Raw genomic sequence first — 21,298 nt, 5'->3', positions numbered from 1 at the left:
GATCAGGCGTGGGCCGGGGCCAGCGCAGGAACCGGGGCATCGACCGGCTTGCCCTGACGGATGGTGCGGTAGGCGTTGTAGACCATCAGGCACATGCCAAACAGGTAGATCGAGCCGCCGATGGCGCGAATGACATACAGAGGAATGACCGCCTTGACGCTCTCGATGAAGCTGTAGGTCAGCGAACCGTCAGCCTGCATCGCACGCCACATCAGGCCTTCGGTCACACCGGCGACCCACAGCGAGGCGATGTAGAGCACCACACCAATAGTGGCGGTCCAGAAGTGGACTTCGATGAGCTTCTTGCTCCACATCTGGGTCTGGCCCCATAGCCGCGGGATCAGGTAATACAGGCTGCCCATGGTGATCATGCCGACCCAGCCCATCGCACCGGAGTGCACATGGCCGATGATCCAGTCGGTGTAGTGGCCCAGCGCGCTGACCGTCTTGACCGACAGCATCGGCCCTTCGAAGGTGGACATGCCGTAGAACGACAGCGCGGTGATCAGGAACTTGAGGATGGGATCCTCACGCAGCTTGTACCAGGCGCCCGACAGGGTCATCATGCCGTTGATCATGCCGCCCCAGGAGGGTGCGAGCAGGATGAGCGAGAACACCATGCCCAGCGACTGCGTCCAGTCGGGCAGCGCGGTGTAGAGCAGGTGGTGCGGACCGGCCCACATATAAGTGAAGATCAGCGCCCAGAAGTGCACGATCGACAGCCGGTAGGAATACACCGGGCGCTCGGCCTGCTTGGGGATGAAGTAGTACATCATGCCCAGGAACGAGGTGGTGAGGAAAAAGCCCACCGCGTTGTGGCCGTACCACCACTGGATCATCGCATCTTGCGCACCGCCGTAGACCGAGTAGCTCTTCCACGACAGCAGACTGATCGGCAGCTTGATGTTGTTGACGATGTACAGCAGCGCAATGGTGATGATGTAGGCGCCGAAGAACCAGTTGGCCACATAGATATGCGGGGTCTTGCGCTTGAACACCGTGCCGAAGAACACGATGGCATAGGCCACCCAGGTGACCACGATCAGCAGGCTGATCGGCCATTCCTGCTCGGCGTATTCCTTGCCACTGGTGATGCCCAGCGGATAGGTGATGGCGCACAGCACGATGACCGCGGTCCAGCCCCAGAAGGTGAACTCGGCCAGCTTGGGCGCAAACAGCGGCACCTGACAGGTGCGCTGCACGACGTAATACGAGGTGGCGAACAGCGCCGTGCCGCCAAAGCCGAAGATCACCGCGTTGGTGTGCAGCGGACGAAGACGCCCCCAGCTCAGCCACTCAATGCCGTAGGTCATGTCGGGTAACACCAGTTGCACCGCAATGAACACGCCCACCAGCATGCCCACGACGGCCCAGACCAGGGTCATCACCGTGAATTTGCGCACCAGCGCATAGTTGTATGTCTGCTTCAGCGTCAGATCGCTCATCTGCTCCACCTGTTGGTCAAAAAGAAGGGGACGTAATGTAGGACATCATGATTTACTTATAGATACACTGAATTGACATGTATCAACACATTGCAAAGAGTTAGGGAAAGCACTAGGGAAGCGGAAGAGTCAATGCGACATACCGTCGCATGCATGCATCACGACCGCGCTGTTGGTGGCGGGTCTTTCGGGTCTGATGCCTTGTGGTTTTGCGCTGACTCCGGGCGGTCGTCGTCCATCAGGATGGCATGCGCCGGGCCTTCCAGGTCGTCGAACTGTCCGCTGCGCGCCGCCCACCACAGCACCCCGACGATCAGCAACACCAGCAGCACGCTGATCGGAATGAGGATGATCAGGGAATCTTCCATGCCGGCCTTCAGGCGGTTTGCTCGCGCGGTTCGCGCCGCGCCAGGCGTGCCGCGTTGAGCACCACCAGCAATGACGACGTGCTCATGCCCACCGCCGCCCACAATGGGGTAATGAACCCAGCGACGGCCAGCGGAATGGCAATCAGGTTGTACACCACCGCCCAGATCAGGTTCTGCCGCATCACCGCCACGGTGCGCCGCCCGGTTGACACCAGCCGCGGCAACGCCCGCATGTCCGGATGATGCAGGATGACGTCGGCACCGGCCCGCGCGATCGGCGCTGCGCCTGCAAAGCTCACCGACAGATCGGCGGCAGCCAGCACCGGCGCGTCGTTAACACCGTCGCCCACCATCGCCACCACCCGTCCCTGCGCCCGCCACTGGCGCACGCGGGCAAGCTTGTCCTCGGGGCTGAGCCCGCCCTCGGCCCGCTCCAGCCCGAGCCGCGCGGCCCAGGCGGCAACGGTACGCGGGTTGTCGCCCGAGAGCACCGCGACCTCGGCGCCGCCGCGGCGCAGGGCCTGCAGCGCCTCGCGCGCGCCGGGCCGCAGTGTTTCGGCAATGTCGAACACCGCGAGCGCACGGCCGTCCAGGCTCAGCCCCAGACGGGTGACCGGAATATCGGTCTCGGACGCAGTGGCGGCCTGTGCCACCCCGCTGAACCCGGCGTGCCCCAGACGCAGCGTGCCGCCCTGCCACTGCGCCTGCATGCCGGCATGCGGTACCGCGCGCAGGTCCTGCACCTGCTCGATCGGTCCGTCTGCCGGTGCGTCGGCCAAAAAGGCCCGCGCCAGCGGATGCTGCACCCCCTGCTCCAGCGCCCGTGCCAGTGCCAGCACCTGCGCGCGGCTAAATGCCGGGTCGAGCACCCGCACCTGAGCAATCACCGGCTCGGCCGTGGTCAGCGTGCCGGTCTTGTCGAATAGCCACAGATCGACCCTGGGTGCACGATCGAGCGCATGGCCCCGCGCCAACAGCACCCCATGGCGCGACAGCTGCGCGGTGGAGGCCGCCAGCGCCGCCGGCACCGCCAGCGACAGCGCGCACGGGCAGCTCACCACCAGCACCGCGATCAGTGTGGGCATGATGCGCGCCGGGTCCAGCCACCACCACAGCCCCACCGTGAGCAGCGCCACCAGCAACAGCCCCGCAGTGAACCACTGCGCGGCGACATCGGCGATCTGCGCCGAACGCGGCTTGCTCGCCAACGCATGCTGCATCAGCTCGACCATCTGCGCGATGCGTGTGCCTGCGCTGGTTTGCGTGGCGCGCAGCACCAGCGGCGACTGCCGGTTCATACTGCCGGCCAGCACGGTGTCGCCGACCTGCTTGTCCACCGCGCGGCTCTCGCCGGTGAGCAACGCCTCGTCCACCTGCGAGCGACCGGAAATCACCACGCCGTCGACCGCGGCTGCACTGCCGCTGGGCAGTTCCACCTCGTCGCCCACGCGCACCTGGGTGATGGCCACGCTGCGCCAGTCGTCCTCGGCGCTCGAACGCACCCGCACCGCAGCCGGGAGTTGCTCCATGAGTTCCTCGGCGGCATTGAGGCTGCGCTGGCGCAGGCCGTCTTCGATCAGCCGCGCGGTGAGCAGCAGCGCGAGGAACATCACCACCGAGTCGAAATACACATGGCTGTGGCCCTGCGCCACGCTCCACACACTGGCGGTGAACGCACTCCATAGCCCGAGGGTGACCGGCACGTCCATCCCCAGCCGACGGTTGCGCAGATCGCGCAGCGCGCCCATCAGAAAGGGCCAGCCGGAAAACAGCAGCGCCGGCAGGGTCAGCGCCAGGCTGCCCCACTGGAAGATGCTTTTCTCCGCGGTGTTCATGCCGTCGGGGTCGATATAGCCCGGCCAGGCGAACATCATCACCTGCATCATTGCCAGCCAGGCCACCAGGGTGCGCAGGATGGCCAGGCGCCGCGCGCGGCGGTGGCTGAGTTCGCTTTGATGCCGCGCATTGGGCAGCGGGCGGTAGCCCACCTCGGCCAGTGCCTGAAACACCTGCGGCAGTTGCACCTGGTGCGCGTCCCATTGCAGCGCAACTCGGCGCGTGGAGTAGTTGACCGTTGCGGCCAGCACGCCGGGAATTGCGCGCAGCCGCTGCTCGATGAGCCAGACGCAGGCACCGCAGTGGATGCCTTCCACCGCGATCTGGGTGCTCCATTTGTCGTCACCCAGCGGGGTGGCGTAGGCCGCAAGGAAAGCGGGGTCAGCCAGCGCTATCCATTGCTGATGCAGCCGCTTGATTTCTTGGGGCGGCAGCGCGGCCATTGCGCCTTCGCCCGCGGTGCGGCGGTCGTAATACGCGCACAACCCGCCCTGCACAATGATCTCGGCCGCCGCCGCGCAGCCCTGGCAACAGAAGCTGCGCCACTGGCCGTCGAGTTCCATGCGCACCGGTGCGTTGCCCAGCGGCAGGCTGCAGTGATAGCAGGCGCCCTCGCTCGAAACCGGCACGGACGTGTGCGACGGCGCAGGCGCTCCGGTCAGCGAAACACTGGAACTCGACATACCCCGCATCCTAGAAGCCCGGTACTGAGCCGTCTTGAGATGTATCAAGAAGTTTCTATCTATCCCCTCGGGTATTCCCGGATCGGTCGCGGCTCAAGCGTCCCACTGCGCCCAGACCTTTTCCAGCCGTTTGAACGACACCGGCATCGGCGTGCGCAGTTCCTGCGCGAACAGCGATACCCTCAGCTCCTCGATCAGCCAGCGCAAATCCTGCAGGCGCTGCGGCAGCGCGCCGCGATACTGCGCCGCTTCGCGCTGCCAGCGCGCCAGCCACGGCGCGAGCTGCGCGCGCAATTGCGCATCACGCGCGGGATCGGTGCGAAACTTGTCCAGCCGCCGCTGGATCGCCTGCAAGTAGCGCGGAAAGTGGCCGATCTGCGCAGGCGGGGTTTGCGAGATGAACTGCGCGGGCAACAGCGCCTGCAGTTGCGCGCGGATGTCGGCAAGCAGCTCGGGCTGGTTCTTGAACGCCGCGAGCTTTTTCTGCACCTGCGCATACTCCTGCAAAATCTGCCCGGCAAGCCGCGCCACCTCGGCGGCAAGTAGCTGGAACCGGGGTTTTCCCTCAGCCAGACGCTGCATGAAAGCCGCCTTGTCCGCGGGCAGCGGCTCGGCCAGAAACGCGCGGTCCAGTGCGGCGTCGATGATCTGGGTGCGCAGCAACTCGGCGCTGCCCAGCGGCAGGAACAGCATCGCTGTCTGCTGGAATCCGGGCAGGCTTTTTTCCGCGTGCCGAATCTGCTCGCGCAGCTGCAGTGCAAACAGCCGCCGCAGCCCGCCGCGGTGCAGCCGCGCAGCTTCCTCGGCGGTGTCAAATACATCCACATCCACCGCGCTGCCCTTGTCAACCAGCGCCGGAAAGCCGATCAGGGTATGCGCGCCGCGGCGCAGTTCGAGCAGTTCGGGCAGGGTGTCGAAGCTCCAGTCGGTCAAGCCCTGCAGCGCATCGGCGGGCTGGTCGGCAGGCACGGCAACTGGGGCGGCGTTCGCATCCTGCGGCGATGCGGCAGACGCCTGCGCCGCGCGTTGCGGAAGGCGAGTGCGCAGCTTGGCGAGTTCGGCAAAGGCGCTGCGCGAGGCTTGGCCATGGTCGGCGCGCAGCTTGTCGATGTCGCGCCCGGCGTCGATGCGCCGGCCGTGCGCATCGATCACCTGCACATTGAAAAACAGATGTGGCCCGAGGGTCTCGAGTTTGAAATCGGTGCGCTGCAGCGCCAAACCGGCGTGCTCTCGCACCAGCTCGCGCAGTGCGTCGAGCAGGTCGCCCTGGCCAAAGCGCTCGGGCACGGTGAGTTGCTGCGCGAAGCGCTCGGCGGTCTGCGCCAGCGGCAGCAGGCGCGCGCGCGAGCGCTGCGGCAGGCTTTTGAGCAGTGCGAAGATCTTTTCCTTCAGCAGGCCCGGCACCAGCCATTGCAGACGCTGCGCCGGAATCTGATTCAGCGCGGCCAGCGGCGCCAACACGGTGACACCGTCGCGCGCGCCGCCGGGGTCGAAGGTGTATTCGAGCTGCAGTTCCAGCGCGCCCAGCCGCAGGCGGTTGGGAAAAGCCTCAGTGGTGATACCCGCGGCCTCGTGGCGCATGAGTTCGTCGCGCTGCAGGAACAGCAGCCTGGGCGCGTTGCGTACCGCGTCGCGGTACCAACGGTCGAAACTAGCGCCGCTGTGTACCTCGGCTGGGATGTGGCGGTCGTAAAAGGCGTAAATCAGTTCGTCATCGACCAGCACATCCAGGCGCCGGGCCTTGTGCTCGAGCTTTTCGATCTCGACGATCAGTCCCCGGTTATGCGTGAAAAACGGCCATTTGCAGTCCCACTCGCCCTCGATCAGCGCCTGGCGGATGAAGATCTCGCGGGCCTGCGTGGGGTCGATGCGGCCGAAGTCCACCCGCCGCTGGTTGTAGACCACCAGACCGTAGAGCGTGGCGCGTTCGAAGGCGGTGACCTGCGCCGGACGTTTTTCCCAGTGCGGGTCGAGCACACTGGTCTTGAGCAGATGCGCGCCCACCGCTTCCAGCCATTGCGGCTCGATGCGCGCCACGCCGCGTGCATAGAGCCGGGTGGTTTCCACCAGCTCGGCAGCCATGATCCAGCGGCCCGCCTTGCGTCCCAGCGGCGACGATGGGTGGATCGCAAAGCGGATGCCTCTTGCCCCTAGGTATTGCGCATCGTCGTCACCCTTGTAGCCGATGTTGCCCAGCAGTCCGCTGAGCAGCGCGGTGTGGACCTGCTCGTAGGTGGCCGGCGCCGTGTTGAGCCGCCAGCCCTGCTCGGCCACCAAGGTGTGGAGCTGGCTGTGCACGTCGTGCCACTCGCGCAGCCGCAGCGGCGAGAGATACTGCCCGCGCAGCTCGGCCCACAGCTTGCGCTGCGATTTTTTGTGTTCCACCGCAGCGTGGTAATGCGCCCAGAGCTTGAGCCAGCCGAGAAACTCCGAGCGCTCGTCGGCAAATTTGCGGTGCGCCTCGTCTGCGGCTTGCTGCGCCTCGGCGGGGCGTTCACGCGGGTCCTGCACCGATAGCGCGGCGGCGATGATCAGCACCTCGGTGAGCGACTCGCGGTTGCGCGCTTCCAGAATCATGCGGCCGATGCGCGGGTCGAGCGGAAGGCGGGCCAGCTCACGGCCCCGCGGAGTGAGGGCGTTGCGCGTGTCGACCGCGCCAAGCTCGGCCAGCAGCTGGTAGCCGTCGGCAATCGCCTTGCGCGGCGGCGAGTCGATGAACGGAAAGTCTTCGATGGCATCGAGCCCGAGCGACTTCATGCGCAGAATCACCGCGGCCAGCGACGAACGCAGCACCTCGGGCGTGGTAAAGCGCGGGCGCGACTGGAAATCGGCCTCGTCGTACAGCCGGATGCACACACCGTTGGCCACTCGGCCGCAGCGCCCGGCGCGCTGCTGCGCCGCGGCCTGGCTGATCGGCTCGACCTGCAACATCTCGACCTTGTTGCGGTAGCTGTAGCGCTTGACCCGCGCCAGCCCGCTGTCGATGACATAGCGGATGCCTGGCACGGTCAGCGAGGTCTCGGCCACATTGGTCGCCAGCACCACGCGCCGCGCGCCGCCGCTGGCAAACACCCGGTCCTGCTCGGCCTGCGACAGCCGTGCATACAGCGGCAGGATCTCCACCGCCTGCCGCCCGGTCTCCAGATGGTGCTTGCGTAGCGCGGCCTCGGTTTCGCGGATTTCACGCTCGCCCGGCAGGAACACCAGGATGTCTCCCGGGCCGATCCGCCATAGTTCATCGACCGCATCGCAGATCGCTGCAGCCTGGTCGCGGTTGTCGCCCGAATACGAATCAACACTGGGCCGCACTAGGTTTCCTTGCTCCCCTGCGGAGACGGGCTGGGCGGAGCCTGGCACCGGCGGTGGACCATCCTTGATGCCGAAAGGTCGCCAGCGCACCTCCACCGGATAGAGCCGGCCGGACACCTCGATCACCGGCGCCTTGCCCTTGGCCGAGCGGAAATGCTCGGCAAAGCGCTCGGCATCGATGGTCGCCGAGGTGACGATGAGCTTCAGATCGGGGCGACGCGGCAGCAGCTGCTTCAGATACCCGAGCAGCACGTCGATGTTCAGGCTGCGCTCGTGCGCCTCGTCGATGATGAGCGTGTCGTACGCGCGCAACAACGGGTCGCTCTGCGTCTCGGCAAGCAGGATGCCGTCGGTCATCAGCTTGATCGACGCGCCCGGCTGCAGCCTGTCGTTGAACCGCACCTTGTAGCCGACTTGCGCGCCGAGTTCGCTGCCCAATTCCTGCGCAATTCGCCGGGCGATGCTCACCGCCGCCAGCCGCCGCGGCTGGGTGTGGCCGATCAGGCCGCTGCCGCCCGCACCCAGACCGCGGCCGATCGACAGCGCGATCTTCGGCAGCTGCGTGGTCTTGCCCGAGCCGGTCTCGCCGCAGACGATGACCACCTGATGTTCCCGCAGCGCCTGCGCGATGTCCTCGCGCCGCTGTGACACCGGCAGGTCTTGCGGAAAGTGCACCGCGCCCACCGGGGTCGCGGCCACGGCCTGGCGCGCGGCAGCAGGGCGGCGCGGACGCGGCGGACGGGTGGACATCTGTTCAGGCATGGAAGACAACGACATCGCAAGGCAACCCGCCATTTTCGGATAATCGCGGCATGATCGCCCAGCAAGAACAATTCGTCGGATGGCTGCGCTCAGTGGCGCCCTATATCCACGCCCATCGCGGCAAGACCTTCGTCGTTGCGATCGCCGGCGAGCTGATCGCTGCCGGGAAGCTCAACGCCCTGGTGCAGGACGTGGCGCTGCTGACCGCCATGGGCGTGCGCATCGTGCTGGTGCACGGCTTTCGCCCGCAGGTCGAGGCCCAGCTGCGCGAAAAAGGCGTTGGCGCGCGCTACTCGCACGGCATGCGCGTGACCGACGAAATCGCCCTCGACGCCGCGCAGGAAGCCGCAGGGCAGCTGCGCTTCGAGATCGAGGCCACGTTCAGCCAGGGCCTGCCTAACACGCCGATGGCCGGCGCGACCGTGCGCGTGGTCTCGGGCAATTTCATCATCGCCCGGCCGGTGGGCATCATCGACGGGCTGGACTTCCAACACACCGGACTGGTGCGCAAGGTGGACGCGCCAACCATCCAGCGCGCGCTCGAATATGGCGCGGTGGTGCTGATGTCGCCGTTCGGCTATTCGCCCACCGGCGAGGCGTTCAACCTCAGCATGGAAGACGTGGCCAGCAGCGTCGGCGCGGCGATCAAGGCGGAAAAACTCATCCTGATCACCGAGGTCGACGGCGTGGTCGACGATGAACACAACCTCATCCCCGAACTCACCGTGGCGCAGGCCGAGCAACTGCTCGCCCGCCTGCCAGACCCGCAGCAGCCCACTGATACCGCCTTCTACCTGCGCCACGCGGTGCGCGCGGTGCGCGGCGGAGTGGCCCGCGCGCACATCGTGCCGTTTGCGATCGACGGCTCGCTGCTGCTCGAACTCTTCACCCACGACGGCGTGGGTACCATGATCGCCGACGAGCATCTTGAGCACCTGCGCCAGGCCACGGCAGATGACGTCGGCGGCATCCTGCAGCTCATCGAGCCGCTCGAGGAGCAAGGCGTGCTGGTCAAGCGCAGCCGCACCGAAATCGAGCGCGACATCGCCAACTACACCGTGCTCGAGCACGACGGCATCATTTTCGGCTGCGCCGCGCTTTACCCCTATCCGCAGTACAAGACCGGCGAGATGGCCGCGCTCACCGTCCACCCCTCGGCGCAAGGCCAGGGCGACGGCGAGCGCATCCTCAAGCACATCGAGCAGCGTGCCCGTGCGCAAGGGCTGCAAAGCATTTTCGTGCTCACCACTCGCACCATGCACTGGTTTCTCAAGCGTGGCTTCGTGCTGGTCGAGCGCGACTGGCTGCCGCCCGAGCGTCGCCTGCGCTATGACGACCAGCGCCGCTCGCGCGTGCTGGTCAAGTATCTGACCTGACCCCCTGCCGACGCCTTCGGCGGATCACCCCTTACCCACAGCGCAAAGGACATCCCGATGACACGCATGGTTCACTGCATCAAGCTCGGCCGAGAAGCCGAAGGCCTGGACTTCGCTCCCTACCCCGGCGAGCTCGGCGCGCGCATCTACAACAACGTCTCCAAGGAGGCCTGGGCCGCCTGGCTCAAGCACCAGACCATGCTGGTCAATGAAAACCGCCTCAACCTTGCCGACGCCCGCGCCCGCCAGTACCTGGCGCGGCAGATGGAAAAATACTTTTTCGGCGAAGGCGCCGAAGTGCCACAAGGCTACGTCCCGCCCACTGCTTGAGGCGCACCGACTCCGGCTGCCGTAGAGCCCTGCCGTCCTCGCATCGCATACTGTGCAGAGTATTTTTGTTCGGACTACAGCAGGTTGCTACAACAATTCACACTGTTGCGCAATCAACACTAAACACAATGTGGTGTATGCGCGGGCGCTCCTAGCATATGCCCGTCTCGAATACTCAAATCAGTATTCAGAGTCAATGCGCTGTCCAGCAGACGTCTGAAAGCGTCTGACCCCCCGCTTGCAAGAGGGGCCGGAGCGGCCAGCATGCCGCATGGCTTTTCGCGATAAGCGGTAGGAATCAGATCTTTCAGCCGCCGGTCGACGGTGCCATCAATCAACATAGGAGGTCGGGCCAACGCCCGGTAGGAGAGACCACATGCAGATGAAAAAACTCGCAGTCGCGCTGGCCCTGAGTGGCCTGGGCTGCATTCCAGCCGCGCACGCGACCAACGGCTACTTCCAACCCGGATTCAGTGTCAAATCCGTCGGCATGGGCGGTGTGGGAATCGCATTCCCGCAAGACGCCATGGCCGCAGCGATGAACCCGGCGGGGATGGTCGACATTGGCAATCGCCTGGACTTCGGTGTGACCCTGTTTCAGCCCAAGCGTAACGTCAGCCTGAGCCCAGACGCCACCGTGTACAGCCCGCAGGCGGGTCAGGCATTCCCTATCGGCGGCAGTTACGGGGGCAACGACCAGAAGAATTTCCTCATCCCCGAGTTTGGCGTGAACTACATGCTCAACCCGACCATGTCCGTCGGCGTGAGCGTTTACGGCAATGGTGGCCTGAACACCGGTTATTCGAAGATTTTTCCACCGTTCCAACCTGGCACCGGAGTTGATCTGCAACAGCTTTTTGTCGCACCGACCTTCGCGATGAAAATCAACCCGTCGAACTCGATCGGCGTCAGCCTCAATATCGTCCATCAGTCGTTCCGAGCCAACGGTTTGAGCAATTTGTGCAACGCTCCAGTACCCGGTGCGCCTGCCGGGTTCACCCTTTCCGCCAACCCAGCTGCCTGCACGGACAATGGGCATTCTGACTCGAACGGCGTCGGCGTACGCATCGGCTGGATCGGGCAGCTCACACCCACCCTGGCGATCGGCGCGACCTACCAGTCCGAAACCCACATGCAGGGTTTTGGTAAATACAGCGGACTGTTTGCAGGTGCGGGCAAGTTCAACATTCCCGCCAACTATGGTGTTGGCCTGGCTTGGAAAGCGACCCCCGCCATGACTGTCGCCGCCGACGTGGTGCGCATCGATTACGGCAGCATTCCAGCAATTGCCAACGGCATGCTGCCCGGTCAACTGGGTGGACAGACCAATGGCCCAGGTTTTGGCTGGAAGAGCATCAATGTGTACAAGCTCGGTGTCGCCTACCAGGTCAACGATGCCTTGACGGTGCGCGCTGGCTGGAACCACGGCGATAATCCGATTGATTCATCAAACATACTTTTCAACACGTTGGCGCCCGGCGTCGTGAAAGACCACCTCACGCTTGGCGCGACCTACGCCGTGGCAAAGAATATGGAGGTTTCCTTCGATTATGTCCACGCCTTCGGCCACTCGGTCACGGGCCCGCTGCCGATGAATTTTGGCTTCACTGGCAGCGAAACGCTCAGCATGAGTCAAAACGTGCTTGGTGTCTCGCTGGGCTGGAAGTACTGACCAGCTGCGCATTTCCCGCTGACAACCGCGGCCTCGGCCGCGGTTTTTTTGCGTGCATCGACGACAATCCGGGCATGCTGCCCTGTTACGTTCTGCTCGATCTGGAGACCACCGGCTCCAATCCGGTTCATGACCGCATCACCGAAATCGCTGCGCTACGGGTCGAATATGGACGCGTGGTGGACAGGTGGAGCAGTCTGATCCAGCCCGGGCAGCGCATTTCGCCATACATTCAGCGGCTCACCGGCATCGACGATCACATGGTGGCCGATGCACCCCCCTTCGGCGCCGTGTTGCCGCGGCTGTTGGCCTTGCTCGACGGTGCGGTGCTGGTGGCGCACAACGTCCGTTTCGACTACGGCTTTCTCAAACAGGCGGCAGCGCGTGAGGGCATAGACCTGCGGGTGAAGACGCTGTGCACCGTGCGTCTGTCGCGCAGGCTGTATCCGCAGGCGCACGGTCATGGACTGGATGCGCTGATGCACCGCCACGGCCTGCAGACCGCGGCGCGGCACCGCGCAATGGGCGATGTCGAATTGCTTCACGACTGGCTGAAGCATGCTACGGCCGAACTCGGCGCACAGACGGTGCAGGCCGCTGCACTGGCACTGTTGCACAGCAGCGCCAGCCTGCCGCCGCAGCTGGAGACGCCGATCGACGCGATCCCGGACGGCCCCGGCGTCTATCTGTTCTATAGCGAGGGCGAGATCCCGTTGTACATCGGCAAGAGTGTGCGGCTGCGCACTCGGGTGCTGTCGCATTTCCAGGCCGATCACCGCGATGCGCGGGAAATGCGCATGGCGCAGGAGGTGCGGCGGGTGCAGTGGCACGAGACGGCCGGCGACTTCGGTGCGCTGTTGTTCGAGGCGCGTCTGGTCAAGAGCTTGCAGCCGCTGTTCAACCGCCAGTTGCGGCGCGAGCGCGAGCTGTGCGCCTGGCTGCTGGCCGATGCGCCCGATTCCCGCCCTTTGCTGACCCTGGTGCGCGGCGAGGCGATCGACCCGCAGCGCATGTGCAATCTATACGGCACCTATCGCAGCCGGCGGCAGGCGGTGCAGAGCTTGCGCGCCCTGGCGCAGCGTCATGGCCTGTGCCCACAGGCGCTAGGGCTGGAATCGGGCAAGGGCCGCTGTTTTGCCCAGCAGATCGGCCAGTGCAAGGGGCTGTGCTGCGGGCAAGAGTCCGCGCAGCAGCATTACTTGAGATTGCAGACCGCGCTGGCCGCAGAGCGGCTGCGCGCCTGGCCGTATCCCGGGCCGATCGGTCTGCGGGAGCAGGATGCGCAACGCGAGCGCACCGAGTTGCATGTGTTCGACCAGTGGCGGCACCTCGGCACGGTGCGCGACGATGCCGAACTGGCCGATCTGCTGCGCGGACGCAGCGAGGCGGTTGACGGTGGTGGGTTCGACCTCGATCTCTATCGCCTCCTGCTGTCACGGCTGTGCGGCGCCAAGGGGCCACCGCCGGGGCTCATCCAGCTCAGCCGTGCTCCTTGGCATGGTTGATCGAGTATTTGGGAATCTCGATGGTCACGTCCTGATCCGACAGGATGGCCTGGCAGGACAGCCGCGAGGTCGGCTCCAGGCCCCAGGCGCGGTCAAGCAGGTCTTCCTCGGCCTCGTCAGGCTCTCCCAGGCTTTCGTACCCCTTGCGCACCACGACATGACAGGTGGTACAGGCGCACTGCATGTCGCAGGCATGTTCGATCGGCACCCCGTTTTCGAGCAGGGCTTCGCAGATCGAAGTACCGCGCCCGGCCTGCACCTGCTTGCCTTCGGGACAGTATTCGGGATGCGGCAGGACGGTGATCGTGGGCATGATGCGGTGGGAATGAAAACGGAATTCAGCGCTTGCCGGGAGGCTGCGCGTCGGTGAGCTGGGCGATCTGGGCGAGCGACTGGCCGGACAGTGCACGCTGGATGCTGCGGTTCATGCGGCGTGCGGCAAACGCATCGGTCTGGCGGGTCAGCGCCTCGGTGGCATTGCGGATCTGATCGAGATCAGTCCCCTGCTCGGCCTGTGCCAGGGTCGCCATTGCGGCGTGGATCGCGGCGTCTTCCTCGGGGCTGAGCAGGTCGCGGTCGGTTTGCATCGCGCTGCGTGTGGCAGCCAGCAGCGCCTGCGCCTCGACCCGCGCTTCCTGCAGCATGCGGGCATCGCGGTCGTCCTGAGCGTGCGCCAGGCTGTCCTGCAACATCTGTGCGATCTGCGCGTCGTCGAGCCCATAGCTCGGTTTGACCTGCACCTGAGCGTGCACGCCGGTGGTGAGTTCCTGCGCGCTGACCTCGAGCAGGCCGTCTGCGTCCACGGCAAAAGTCACGCGGATGCGCGCGGCCCCGGCTGCCATCGGCGGTATGCCGCGCAGCTCGAAGCGCGCAAGCGAGCGGCAGTCGTTCACCAGCTCACGCTCGCCCTGCACCACATGGATGGCCATCGCGGTCTGGCCATCGCGAAAGGTGGTGAAGTCCTGCGACCGCGCCTGCGGAATCGGGCTGTTGCGCGGCAGAATGTGCTCGACCAGCCCGCCCATGGTCTCGATGCCCAGCGACAGCGGGATGACGTCGAGCAGCAGCACATCGTCGGCACCGGCATTGCCGGCCAGCGCATGCGCCTGGATCGCCGCACCCAGCGCCACCACCTGATCGGGATCGAGATCGGTCAGCGGCGCCTTGCCGATTGCACGCTGCACCGCGGCGCGGACCATGGGCATGCGGGTCGCACCGCCAACCAGCACCACGCCCTGCACCTCGGCCGGGTCGACCTGCGCATCGCGCAGCGCCTGGCGCAGCAGATCCAGGGTGCGCTGCACCAGATCCGCACTGGCCTGCTCGAAATCCGTGCGTTGCACAGTGGTCGACCAGACCGTCCCGTCCGGCAGCGGCACCGAGCAGGTCACGCCCTGCGCCGTGCTCAGCTCTTCCTTGGCGTGGCGGGCGGCCATGCGCCATTGCCGCTGCAACCCGGGCGACAGTGCAGGCGTGCCGGCGCGCTCGAGCAGCAGCGCCATGAGCCGCTGATCGAAATCGTCCCCGCCCAGTGCAGTGTCTCCGCGGGTAGCCACCACCTCGAACACGCCCTTGGTCATCCGCAGCACCGACAGATCGAAGGTGCCGCCGCCGAGGTCGTAAATGACATAGAGTCCCTCGGCGCCACGGTCCAGGCCATAGGCCAGCGCGGCGGCGGTGGGTTCGTTGATCAGCCGCAGCACATGCAGGCCGGCAAGCTGCGCAGCGTCCTTTGTCGCCTGACGCTGACCCTCGTCGAAATAGGCCGGCACAGTGATGACCGCGCCGACCAGTTCACCGCCGAGCGTATCCTCGGCACGCCAGCGCAGCACCCGCAGGATGTCGGCCGAGACCTGCACCGGGGTCATTTCGCCCGCCGCGGTCTGAAAGCGCACCATGCGTGGATCGTCAGCGATGCGATAGTGCGCCAGCGCTTGCGCGGGCAGATCAGCAGGGCTGCGCCCCATGAATCGCTTGACCGACACGATGGTGTTGGCCGGATCGACCGCCTGCTCGTCGCGGGCGCGCAGCCCGACCTCGGCCCGGCCATCGGCGTGATAGTGCACGACCGAAGGCAGCAGCACCTCGCCCTGCGCATCGGGCAGGCACTGCGGTGTGCCGCTGCGCACGGCGGCCACCAGTGAATGCGTGGTCCCCAAGTCGATGCCGACGGCGCGGCGATGCCGGTGCGGATCGGGCGACTGCCCGGGTTCGGAGATTTGGAGCAAGGCCATGGGAGCAAGAGTGGTTGCGCCGCTGGCATGGCACCGGTTTGCGGGCCAGACGCCAGCGGCGAGGAATCAGTCGGCGGGATGCGAGATCGCGTCGAGCGCGCGGCGCAGCTCGTCGCCGAGGCGATCGAGAAACAGCAGCGCCCGCACCTGCTCGGCAGCCGCCTGCGGTGCATGATCCTGGTCGAGCGCCTGGGCGATCGCGGCAAGACGCTGTGCACGTTGTGCCAACACTTCGGCAAGCAGAGCCTGCAGCCCGGCACCATCTGCCGCGTCGCGTAACGCCTCGAGTCGTTCGCGCCACTGCATTTGCTGCATCAGGAAGTCGGCGGGCATCGCGGTGTTGCTGTCGGCCTGCACCGGCGCGCCTTGACGCGCGCATAGGTAGGCTGCACGTTGCACCGGGTCTTTCAAGACCCGGTAGGCGGCATTGACCTGCGCCGCCCATTGCATGGCCAAGCGTCTGTCACGCTCGCTTGCCGCGGCGAACCGGTCGGGATGAACCATCGACTGTACCGCGAGCCGCGCCCGCTCCAGCTGGGCTGGGTCGAGCGAAAAGGCTTCAGGCAGGCCGAACAGCGCAAAGTACGACTGGGACAAATCTATCGACACGGGCGCGCGGACGTGTTGGGAGGCCAAGTGGTTCACACCCGGAACGACTCGCCGCAACCGCAACGATCTTTTTCGTTCGGGTTGTTGAATGCAAAGCCCTCGTTGAGGCCCTGCCGCACGAAGTCGAGCTCGGTGCCGTCGACATAGGCCAGGCTCTTGGGATCGACCAGAATTTTCACGCCGTGGCTTTCGAAAGCCAGATCCTCGGGTTGCGGCTGATCGACGAATTCGAGCTTGTAAGCCATGCCGGAGCAGCCCGTAGTTTTCACGCCCAGGCGCACGCCAATGCCAGCGCCGCGCTTGGCGAGGTGGCGCTGCACCTGCTGTGCAGCGCGTTCGGTCAGGGTGACTGCCATCGCGGGTTCCCTCCGGCTGTGCTCAAGCGGGCTGCGCCTCGGCGCCTTGCTGCTGGGTCGGGGCGAGTCCGTGCCGTCGTTGATAGTCGTTCACCGCAGCCTTGATCGCATCTTCGGCGAGGATGGAGCAATGGATCTTGACGGGGGGCAGCGCCAGTTCCTCGGCGATTTGGCTGTTGCGGATTTGCAGCGCCTGGTCGAGGGTCTTGCCCTTGATCCACTCAGTCACCAGCGAGGACGACGCGATCGCCGAGCCGCAGCCGTAGGTCTTGAACCGGGCATCTTCGATCACGCCCTGGTCGTTGACGCGGATCTGCAGCTTCATCACGTCGCCACAGGCCGGCGCGCCCACCATGCCGGTACCCACCCGCGGATCGTCCTTGGGAAACGAGCCGACATTGCGTGGGTTTTCGTAATGGTCCACGACTTTCTCACTGTAGGCCATGATGTGTCCTCCTCGTAGATAGCCGCGCTCGGGAGCCACGGCTGGTTGTTCAATCCTGATCGATATTGTCGACTATTTGGACAACCCTGACGCCACAAGGTCAATGCGCCGCCCACTGGATGGTGCTGAGGTCGATGCCTTCCTTGTACATGTCCCACAGGGGCGAGAGGTCACGCAGCTTGGCCACGCTGTCGCGCAACAGGCGCACTGCGGTGTCGATCTCCTCCTCGGTGGTGTAGCGTCCAATGGTCATGCGCAGCGAAGAATGCGCCAGTTCGTCGCTGCGGCCGAGCGCACGCAACACATACGAGGGCTCCAGACTCGCCGAGGTGCAGGCCGAGCCGCTCGAGACCGCAACACCCTTGAGCGCCATGATCAGCGATTCGCCCTCGACATAATTGAAGCTCATGTTGAGGTTGTGCGGCACGCGGCGTTCCAGGTCGCCGTTCACATACACCTCTTCGATGTCCTTGAGGCCGTCGAGCAGGCGTTTTTGCAGCATGCGCGCGCGCTCGATGCTCGCCCCCATCTCAGCCTTGGCAATGCGGTACGCCTCGCCCATACCGACGATCTGGTGCGTCGGCAGCGTGCCCGAGCGCAAGCCGCGTTCATGACCACCGCCGTGCATCTGCGGCACTAGGCGCACCCGCGGCTTGCGCCGCACGTACAGCGCACCAATGCCCTTGGGGCCATAGGTCTTGTGTGATGCCAGACTCATCAGATCGACCGGCCAGGCCTGCAGATCGATTGCCATCTTGCCGGTGGCCTGCGCAGCATCGACATGAAAAATGATTCCGCGCTCGCGGCAGATGCGGCCGATCTCCGGAATGTCCTGGATCACACCAATCTCGTTGTTCACCAGCATCACCGACGCCAGGATGGTGTCAGGACGCAGCGCCTCTTTGAAGCGGTCGAGGTCGAGCAAGCCGTTGGGCAGCACATCCAGATAGGTGGCCTCGAACCCGCGGCGCTCGAGCTCGCGCACCGTGTCAAGCACGGCCTTGTGCTCGGTCTTGACGGTGACGATGTGCTTGCCCTTGCCCTGGTAGAACTCGGCGGCGCCTTTGAGCGCCAGGTTGTTCGACTCGGTGGCGCCGGAGGTCCAGATGATTTCCCTGGGATCAGCATTGACCAGCTCGGCCACCTGCGCGCGCGCCTTTTCTACCGCGTCCTCCGCCTCCCAGCCCCAGGCATGGCTGCGCGACGCCGGGTTGCCGAAATGCTCGCGCAACCAGGGAAGCATCGCATCGACCACGCGCGGATCGACCGGCGTGGTCGATGCGTAATCGAGATAAATCGGCAGGTGTGGTGTTGTGGACATGTTGTGAACGCTGAAAGTCGGTTGTGTGCAATGCCGCGCCGACGGCTGACACTGGCGCGGAGTTCCGTCAGCCTCGACGACCGGGCTGAGCGGTCAGAAGTTCTCAGCTCAGGGTCTGCGCCAGGTTGAACACCGAATTGGGCGCCTTGACCTTGATCGGCTTGGCAGTTGCCGGCAGCGGGGATACCGGCTTGCGCGTGGCCGCCACTTCTTCGACAGTCACGCCCTTGGCAAGGTTTTGCTCGACCAGGCCCTTGAGATTGACCGAATCGAGGAACTCCACCATCTTGGCGTTGAGTTGCGCCCACAGATCGTGGGTCATGCACGGGCCGGCTTCGTCGCCGTGGCAGTTTTCTTTGCCGCCGCACTGGGTGGCGTCGAGCGGCTCGTCCACCGCGATGATGATGTCGGCAATGCTGATTTCCTCGGGCTTGCGCGACAGGGTGTAGCCCCCGCCCGGCCCGCGTACCGAGTCGACCAGCTCGTGCCGGCGCAGCTTGCCGAACAATTGTTCGAGATAGGACAGGGAAATGTGCTGACGCTGGCTGATCCCAGCCAGGGTCACAGGGCCCAGATGTTGACGCATTGCCACATCGATCATGGCGGTCACGGCAAAACGTCCTTTGGTGGTCAGTCGCATGGCGGCTCTCCTCAACAGATCAGTGACGGCCAGTTGCAAGGTCTCGGACTCTGCCCCGGAGGGCGACAGCAGACATTACACAGTGCCGGATGGAAAATACCCGACGAAAGCATGGGGTTGATGTTACAAATCCCGATCGTTTTCGTCAACAAATCAGATTTCTCCGCGCGTCCTAAGTTCCCTGCATTGCAGGGATTTTTTGCCGCCCCGCACGCAGTCTGCATCAGCCACTTGGCTTATGCTTGCGCGCGAATGCATCCACGGAATCAATCCATACCATGCGACTGACCCTGCGGCAGATGGAAGTGCTGGTCGAAATCGCGCACAGCCGCAGCGCCACCGCGGCGGGTGATGCGCTGGCAATGTCGCAATCGGCGGTCAGCGCCGCGCTGGCTGAGCTGGAGGCGCAGTTGGGCGAGCGGGTATTCGACCGCGTTGGCAAACGCCTGGTGCTCAACGACTCTGGCCGTCTGCTGCTGCCGCGCGCTATGGCCATCCTGGATCAGACCCGGGGTATCGAGGCGCTGTTCAGCGCTGGCGCCGCGGCGCTGCGCATCGGCGCCAGCAGCACCGTGGGCAACGCCATCCTGCCCGAGATCATGGCCGCATTCTGCCGCGATCACCCCGCCGCGCAGTTCTGCCTGCGCGTGGGCAACACGCTGGCGATCGCCGATGCGGTGGCGCAGTTCGAGGTCGATCTCGGCCTGGTCGAGGGCGTTTGCCACCGCGATGACCTGGTCGTCCACCCATGGCTGACCGATCATCTCGTCGTGGTGTGCGCCCCAGACAGTCCGCTGGCTGAGCGCGAAGTGGGACTGGACCAGCTGCGCGCCGCGCGTTGGCTGCTGCGCGAGCCGGGCTCTGGCACGCGCGAAACGGTCGAAGCGCTGCTGTTGCCGCATCTGCAGCGCTTCGATCAGGCCATGGTGCTGGGCAGTTCCGAAGCCATCCGCGCCGCGGCGATCGCGGGACTGGGGCTGGCCTGCATCCCCCGCCGCCTAGTGCGCGATGTGCTGGAGCGCGGCAGCCTGGTCGTGGTGCGCAGCCCGCTTCCACCGATGCAACGCTTGCTCTACATCGTGCATCATCAAAAAAAGACCTTCTCGCAAGCCCTCGCCCGCTTTCTGCAGTTCTGCCAGGATTGGCAGGACGACGCCATACCGCCCGATTCCTGACACACCATCACCCGTTTGCCATGTCCCCGAACACCCCTGCCCCACAGTCCGCACCCCGCCTGACTTCGCTGTCGCACGGCGGCGGCTGCGGCTGCAAGATCGCACCCAACGTCCTGATCGACATCCTCAAGCGGCACGCCCCACTACTGCCTCGTCCCGAGGCTCTGCTGGTGGGCAGCGAATCGTCCGACGACGCCGCGGTCTACCTGCTCAACCCCGATCAAGCGCTGATCGCCACCACCGACTTTTTCATGCCCATCGTCGACGACCCGTTCGACTTCGGCCGCATCGCTGCGACCAACGCCATCTCAGATGTATACGCCATGGGCGGCACGCCGATCATGGCGCTGGCGCTGGTGGGCATGCCCATCGGCGTGCTCCCGCTGGAGACGGTCTCGGCCATCCTGCGCGGAGGCGAAACGGCCTGCGCGCAGGCCGGCATTCCGATCGCCGGCGGGCATAGCATTGACTCGGTCGAACCGATCTACGGACTGGCGGTCATGGGTCTGGCACATCCGGCACACATCCGCCACAACGACCGCGCCAAGGCGGGGGATGTGGTCGTGCTGGGCAAGCCGCTGGGCGTAGGCATCCAGTCTGCCGCGCTGAAAAAAGACGCACTCGACGCCGCAGGCTACGCCCGCATGGTCGCCATCACCACCCAGCTCAACACCCCAGGCCGGCGACTGGCGCAGCTCTACGGTGTGCATGCCATGACCGACGTCACCGGCTTTGGCCTGCTCGGCCACTTGCTGGAGGTCTGCCGCGGCGCCGGCCTGCGCGCGCGCGTGGAGTTTTCCCGCGTCCCGCTGATCGACGGTGTGGCCGATCTGGCGCGCACCGGCATTGCCACCGGCGCTTCCGGCCGCAACTGGGCCAGCTACGGCAGCGAGGTCTCGCTCGCCCCCGACCTGGACCCGCTGGCGCGCACGCTGCTCACCGATCCGCAGACCTCCGGCGGTCTGCTGGTTGCCTGCGCCCCCGAACAGGTGGACGCGGTGTTGGGCATTTTCCGTGACGAAGGCTTTGCGCAGGCCGCGGCGATCGGCACGCTCGTGCACGGCAGTGCTGGAATCGACGTGCGCGCCTGATCTGCGCGCCGCGGCAGCGATTGCCTGCGCCGCGCGCACGACTGTTTCACCCCCCTGCCACTCGGGCAAACCCGGGGCTGAAAAATTCAGCCGGGCTTTGTTACATCTCTATACTTCGGCCGCAGCTTGTTTCCAGCTTGT

17 protein-coding genes are annotated in these 21,298 nt (G+C 65.3%); 6 read left to right on the top strand and 11 right to left on the bottom strand.

Features of this window, described 5'->3' with window-relative positions; all coding sequences use genetic code 11:
* Nucleotides 1-2 precede the first annotated feature (2 nt).
* The 4 genes from ccoN to hrpA all read right to left on the bottom strand — a co-directional run bounded on the left by ccoN (nt 3) and on the right by hrpA (nt 8,403).
* Entirely contained in the window at nt 3-1,445 is a 1,443-nt protein-coding gene (gene ccoN, locus ACZ47F_RS08375) for a cytochrome-c oxidase, cbb3-type subunit I (RefSeq protein ID WP_464924278.1), read from the bottom strand.
* Between the two features lie 158 nt (nt 1,446-1,603).
* Nucleotides 1,604-1,813, bottom strand: a complete 210-nt coding sequence (gene ccoS / locus ACZ47F_RS08370) for a cbb3-type cytochrome oxidase assembly protein CcoS (RefSeq protein ID WP_464924277.1) — start codon at nt 1,811-1,813, stop codon at nt 1,604-1,606.
* Nucleotides 1,814-1,821: 8 nt separating this feature from the next.
* Complete coding sequence (locus tag ACZ47F_RS08365) at nt 1,822-4,332, bottom strand: heavy metal translocating P-type ATPase (protein ID WP_464924276.1); 2,511 nt, start codon at nt 4,330-4,332, stop codon at nt 1,822-1,824.
* 93 nt (nt 4,333-4,425) lie between these two features.
* Complete coding sequence (hrpA, locus tag ACZ47F_RS08360; RefSeq protein ID WP_464924275.1) at nt 4,426-8,403, bottom strand: ATP-dependent RNA helicase HrpA; 3,978 nt, start codon at nt 8,401-8,403, stop codon at nt 4,426-4,428.
* Nucleotides 8,404-8,453: 50 nt separating this feature from the next.
* On the opposite strand from hrpA, the gene argA reads away from it, so the two are divergent.
* The 4 genes from argA (at nt 8,454) to ACZ47F_RS08340 (ending at nt 13,286) form a co-directional block, all read left to right on the top strand.
* Complete coding sequence (argA, locus tag ACZ47F_RS08355) at nt 8,454-9,779, top strand: amino-acid N-acetyltransferase (RefSeq protein ID WP_464924274.1); 1,326 nt, start codon at nt 8,454-8,456, stop codon at nt 9,777-9,779.
* 57 nt (nt 9,780-9,836) lie between these two features.
* Complete coding sequence (locus tag ACZ47F_RS08350; protein ID WP_464924273.1) at nt 9,837-10,109, top strand: oxidative damage protection protein; 273 nt, start codon at nt 9,837-9,839, stop codon at nt 10,107-10,109.
* Nucleotides 10,110-10,485: 376 nt separating this feature from the next.
* On the top strand, nt 10,486-11,781 hold the full coding sequence (locus ACZ47F_RS08345; RefSeq protein WP_464924272.1) for an OmpP1/FadL family transporter: 1,296 nt from the start codon (nt 10,486-10,488) through the stop codon (nt 11,779-11,781).
* 74 nt (nt 11,782-11,855) lie between these two features.
* On the top strand, nt 11,856-13,286 hold the full coding sequence (locus tag ACZ47F_RS08340) for an exonuclease domain-containing protein (protein WP_464924271.1): 1,431 nt from the start codon (nt 11,856-11,858) through the stop codon (nt 13,284-13,286).
* Here ACZ47F_RS08340 and fdx read toward each other — a convergent pair.
* The 7 genes from fdx to iscR all read right to left on the bottom strand — a co-directional run bounded on the left by fdx (nt 13,261) and on the right by iscR (nt 18,891).
* Complete coding sequence (gene fdx, locus ACZ47F_RS08335) at nt 13,261-13,599, bottom strand: ISC system 2Fe-2S type ferredoxin (protein ID WP_464924270.1); 339 nt, start codon at nt 13,597-13,599, stop codon at nt 13,261-13,263. The two genes, ACZ47F_RS08340 and fdx, sit on opposite strands and share 26 nt — an antisense overlap.
* A 25-nt stretch (nt 13,600-13,624) precedes the next feature.
* Nucleotides 13,625-15,520, bottom strand: a complete 1,896-nt coding sequence (gene hscA, locus ACZ47F_RS08330; RefSeq protein WP_464924269.1) for a Fe-S protein assembly chaperone HscA — start codon at nt 15,518-15,520, stop codon at nt 13,625-13,627.
* 66 nt (nt 15,521-15,586) lie between these two features.
* Nucleotides 15,587-16,117 (bottom strand): Fe-S protein assembly co-chaperone HscB, encoded by a 531-nt coding sequence (gene hscB / locus ACZ47F_RS08325; protein WP_464924268.1) that lies wholly within the window; start codon nt 16,115-16,117, stop codon nt 15,587-15,589.
* A gap of 44 nt (nt 16,118-16,161) precedes the next feature.
* Nucleotides 16,162-16,485 (bottom strand): iron-sulfur cluster assembly protein IscA, encoded by a 324-nt coding sequence (iscA, locus tag ACZ47F_RS08320; RefSeq protein ID WP_464924267.1) that lies wholly within the window; start codon nt 16,483-16,485, stop codon nt 16,162-16,164.
* A gap of 22 nt (nt 16,486-16,507) precedes the next feature.
* Nucleotides 16,508-16,930 carry a Fe-S cluster assembly scaffold IscU gene (iscU, locus tag ACZ47F_RS08315; RefSeq protein WP_464924266.1) on the bottom strand — a complete coding sequence of 141 codons (423 nt, stop codon included), beginning with the start codon at nt 16,928-16,930 and terminating at the stop codon, nt 16,508-16,510.
* A gap of 100 nt (nt 16,931-17,030) precedes the next feature.
* Nucleotides 17,031-18,251 carry an IscS subfamily cysteine desulfurase gene (locus ACZ47F_RS08310; protein WP_464924265.1) on the bottom strand — a complete coding sequence of 407 codons (1,221 nt, stop codon included), beginning with the start codon at nt 18,249-18,251 and terminating at the stop codon, nt 17,031-17,033.
* Nucleotides 18,252-18,354: 103 nt separating this feature from the next.
* Nucleotides 18,355-18,891 (bottom strand): Fe-S cluster assembly transcriptional regulator IscR, encoded by a 537-nt coding sequence (gene iscR / locus ACZ47F_RS08305; protein WP_464924264.1) that lies wholly within the window; start codon nt 18,889-18,891, stop codon nt 18,355-18,357.
* Nucleotides 18,892-19,169: 278 nt separating this feature from the next.
* Between iscR and ACZ47F_RS08300 the strand changes: the two genes are divergently transcribed.
* Together ACZ47F_RS08300 and selD are read left to right on the top strand one after the other, a co-directional pair.
* On the top strand, nt 19,170-20,066 hold the full coding sequence (locus ACZ47F_RS08300) for a LysR family transcriptional regulator (RefSeq protein WP_464924263.1): 897 nt from the start codon (nt 19,170-19,172) through the stop codon (nt 20,064-20,066).
* A 20-nt stretch (nt 20,067-20,086) separates the two neighbouring features.
* The gene (gene selD / locus ACZ47F_RS08295; protein ID WP_464924262.1) at nt 20,087-21,157 is read left to right on the top strand and encodes a selenide, water dikinase SelD; all 1,071 of its coding nucleotides are present in this window, start codon (nt 20,087-20,089) and stop codon (nt 21,155-21,157) included.
* Nucleotides 21,158-21,298 lie beyond the last annotated feature (141 nt).

The sequence above is a fragment of the Thiomonas islandica genome, from assembly GCF_055383445.1.
Note: the sequence above shows the minus strand (reverse complement) of the source record. Positions and strands in the feature narration are given on the sequence as shown.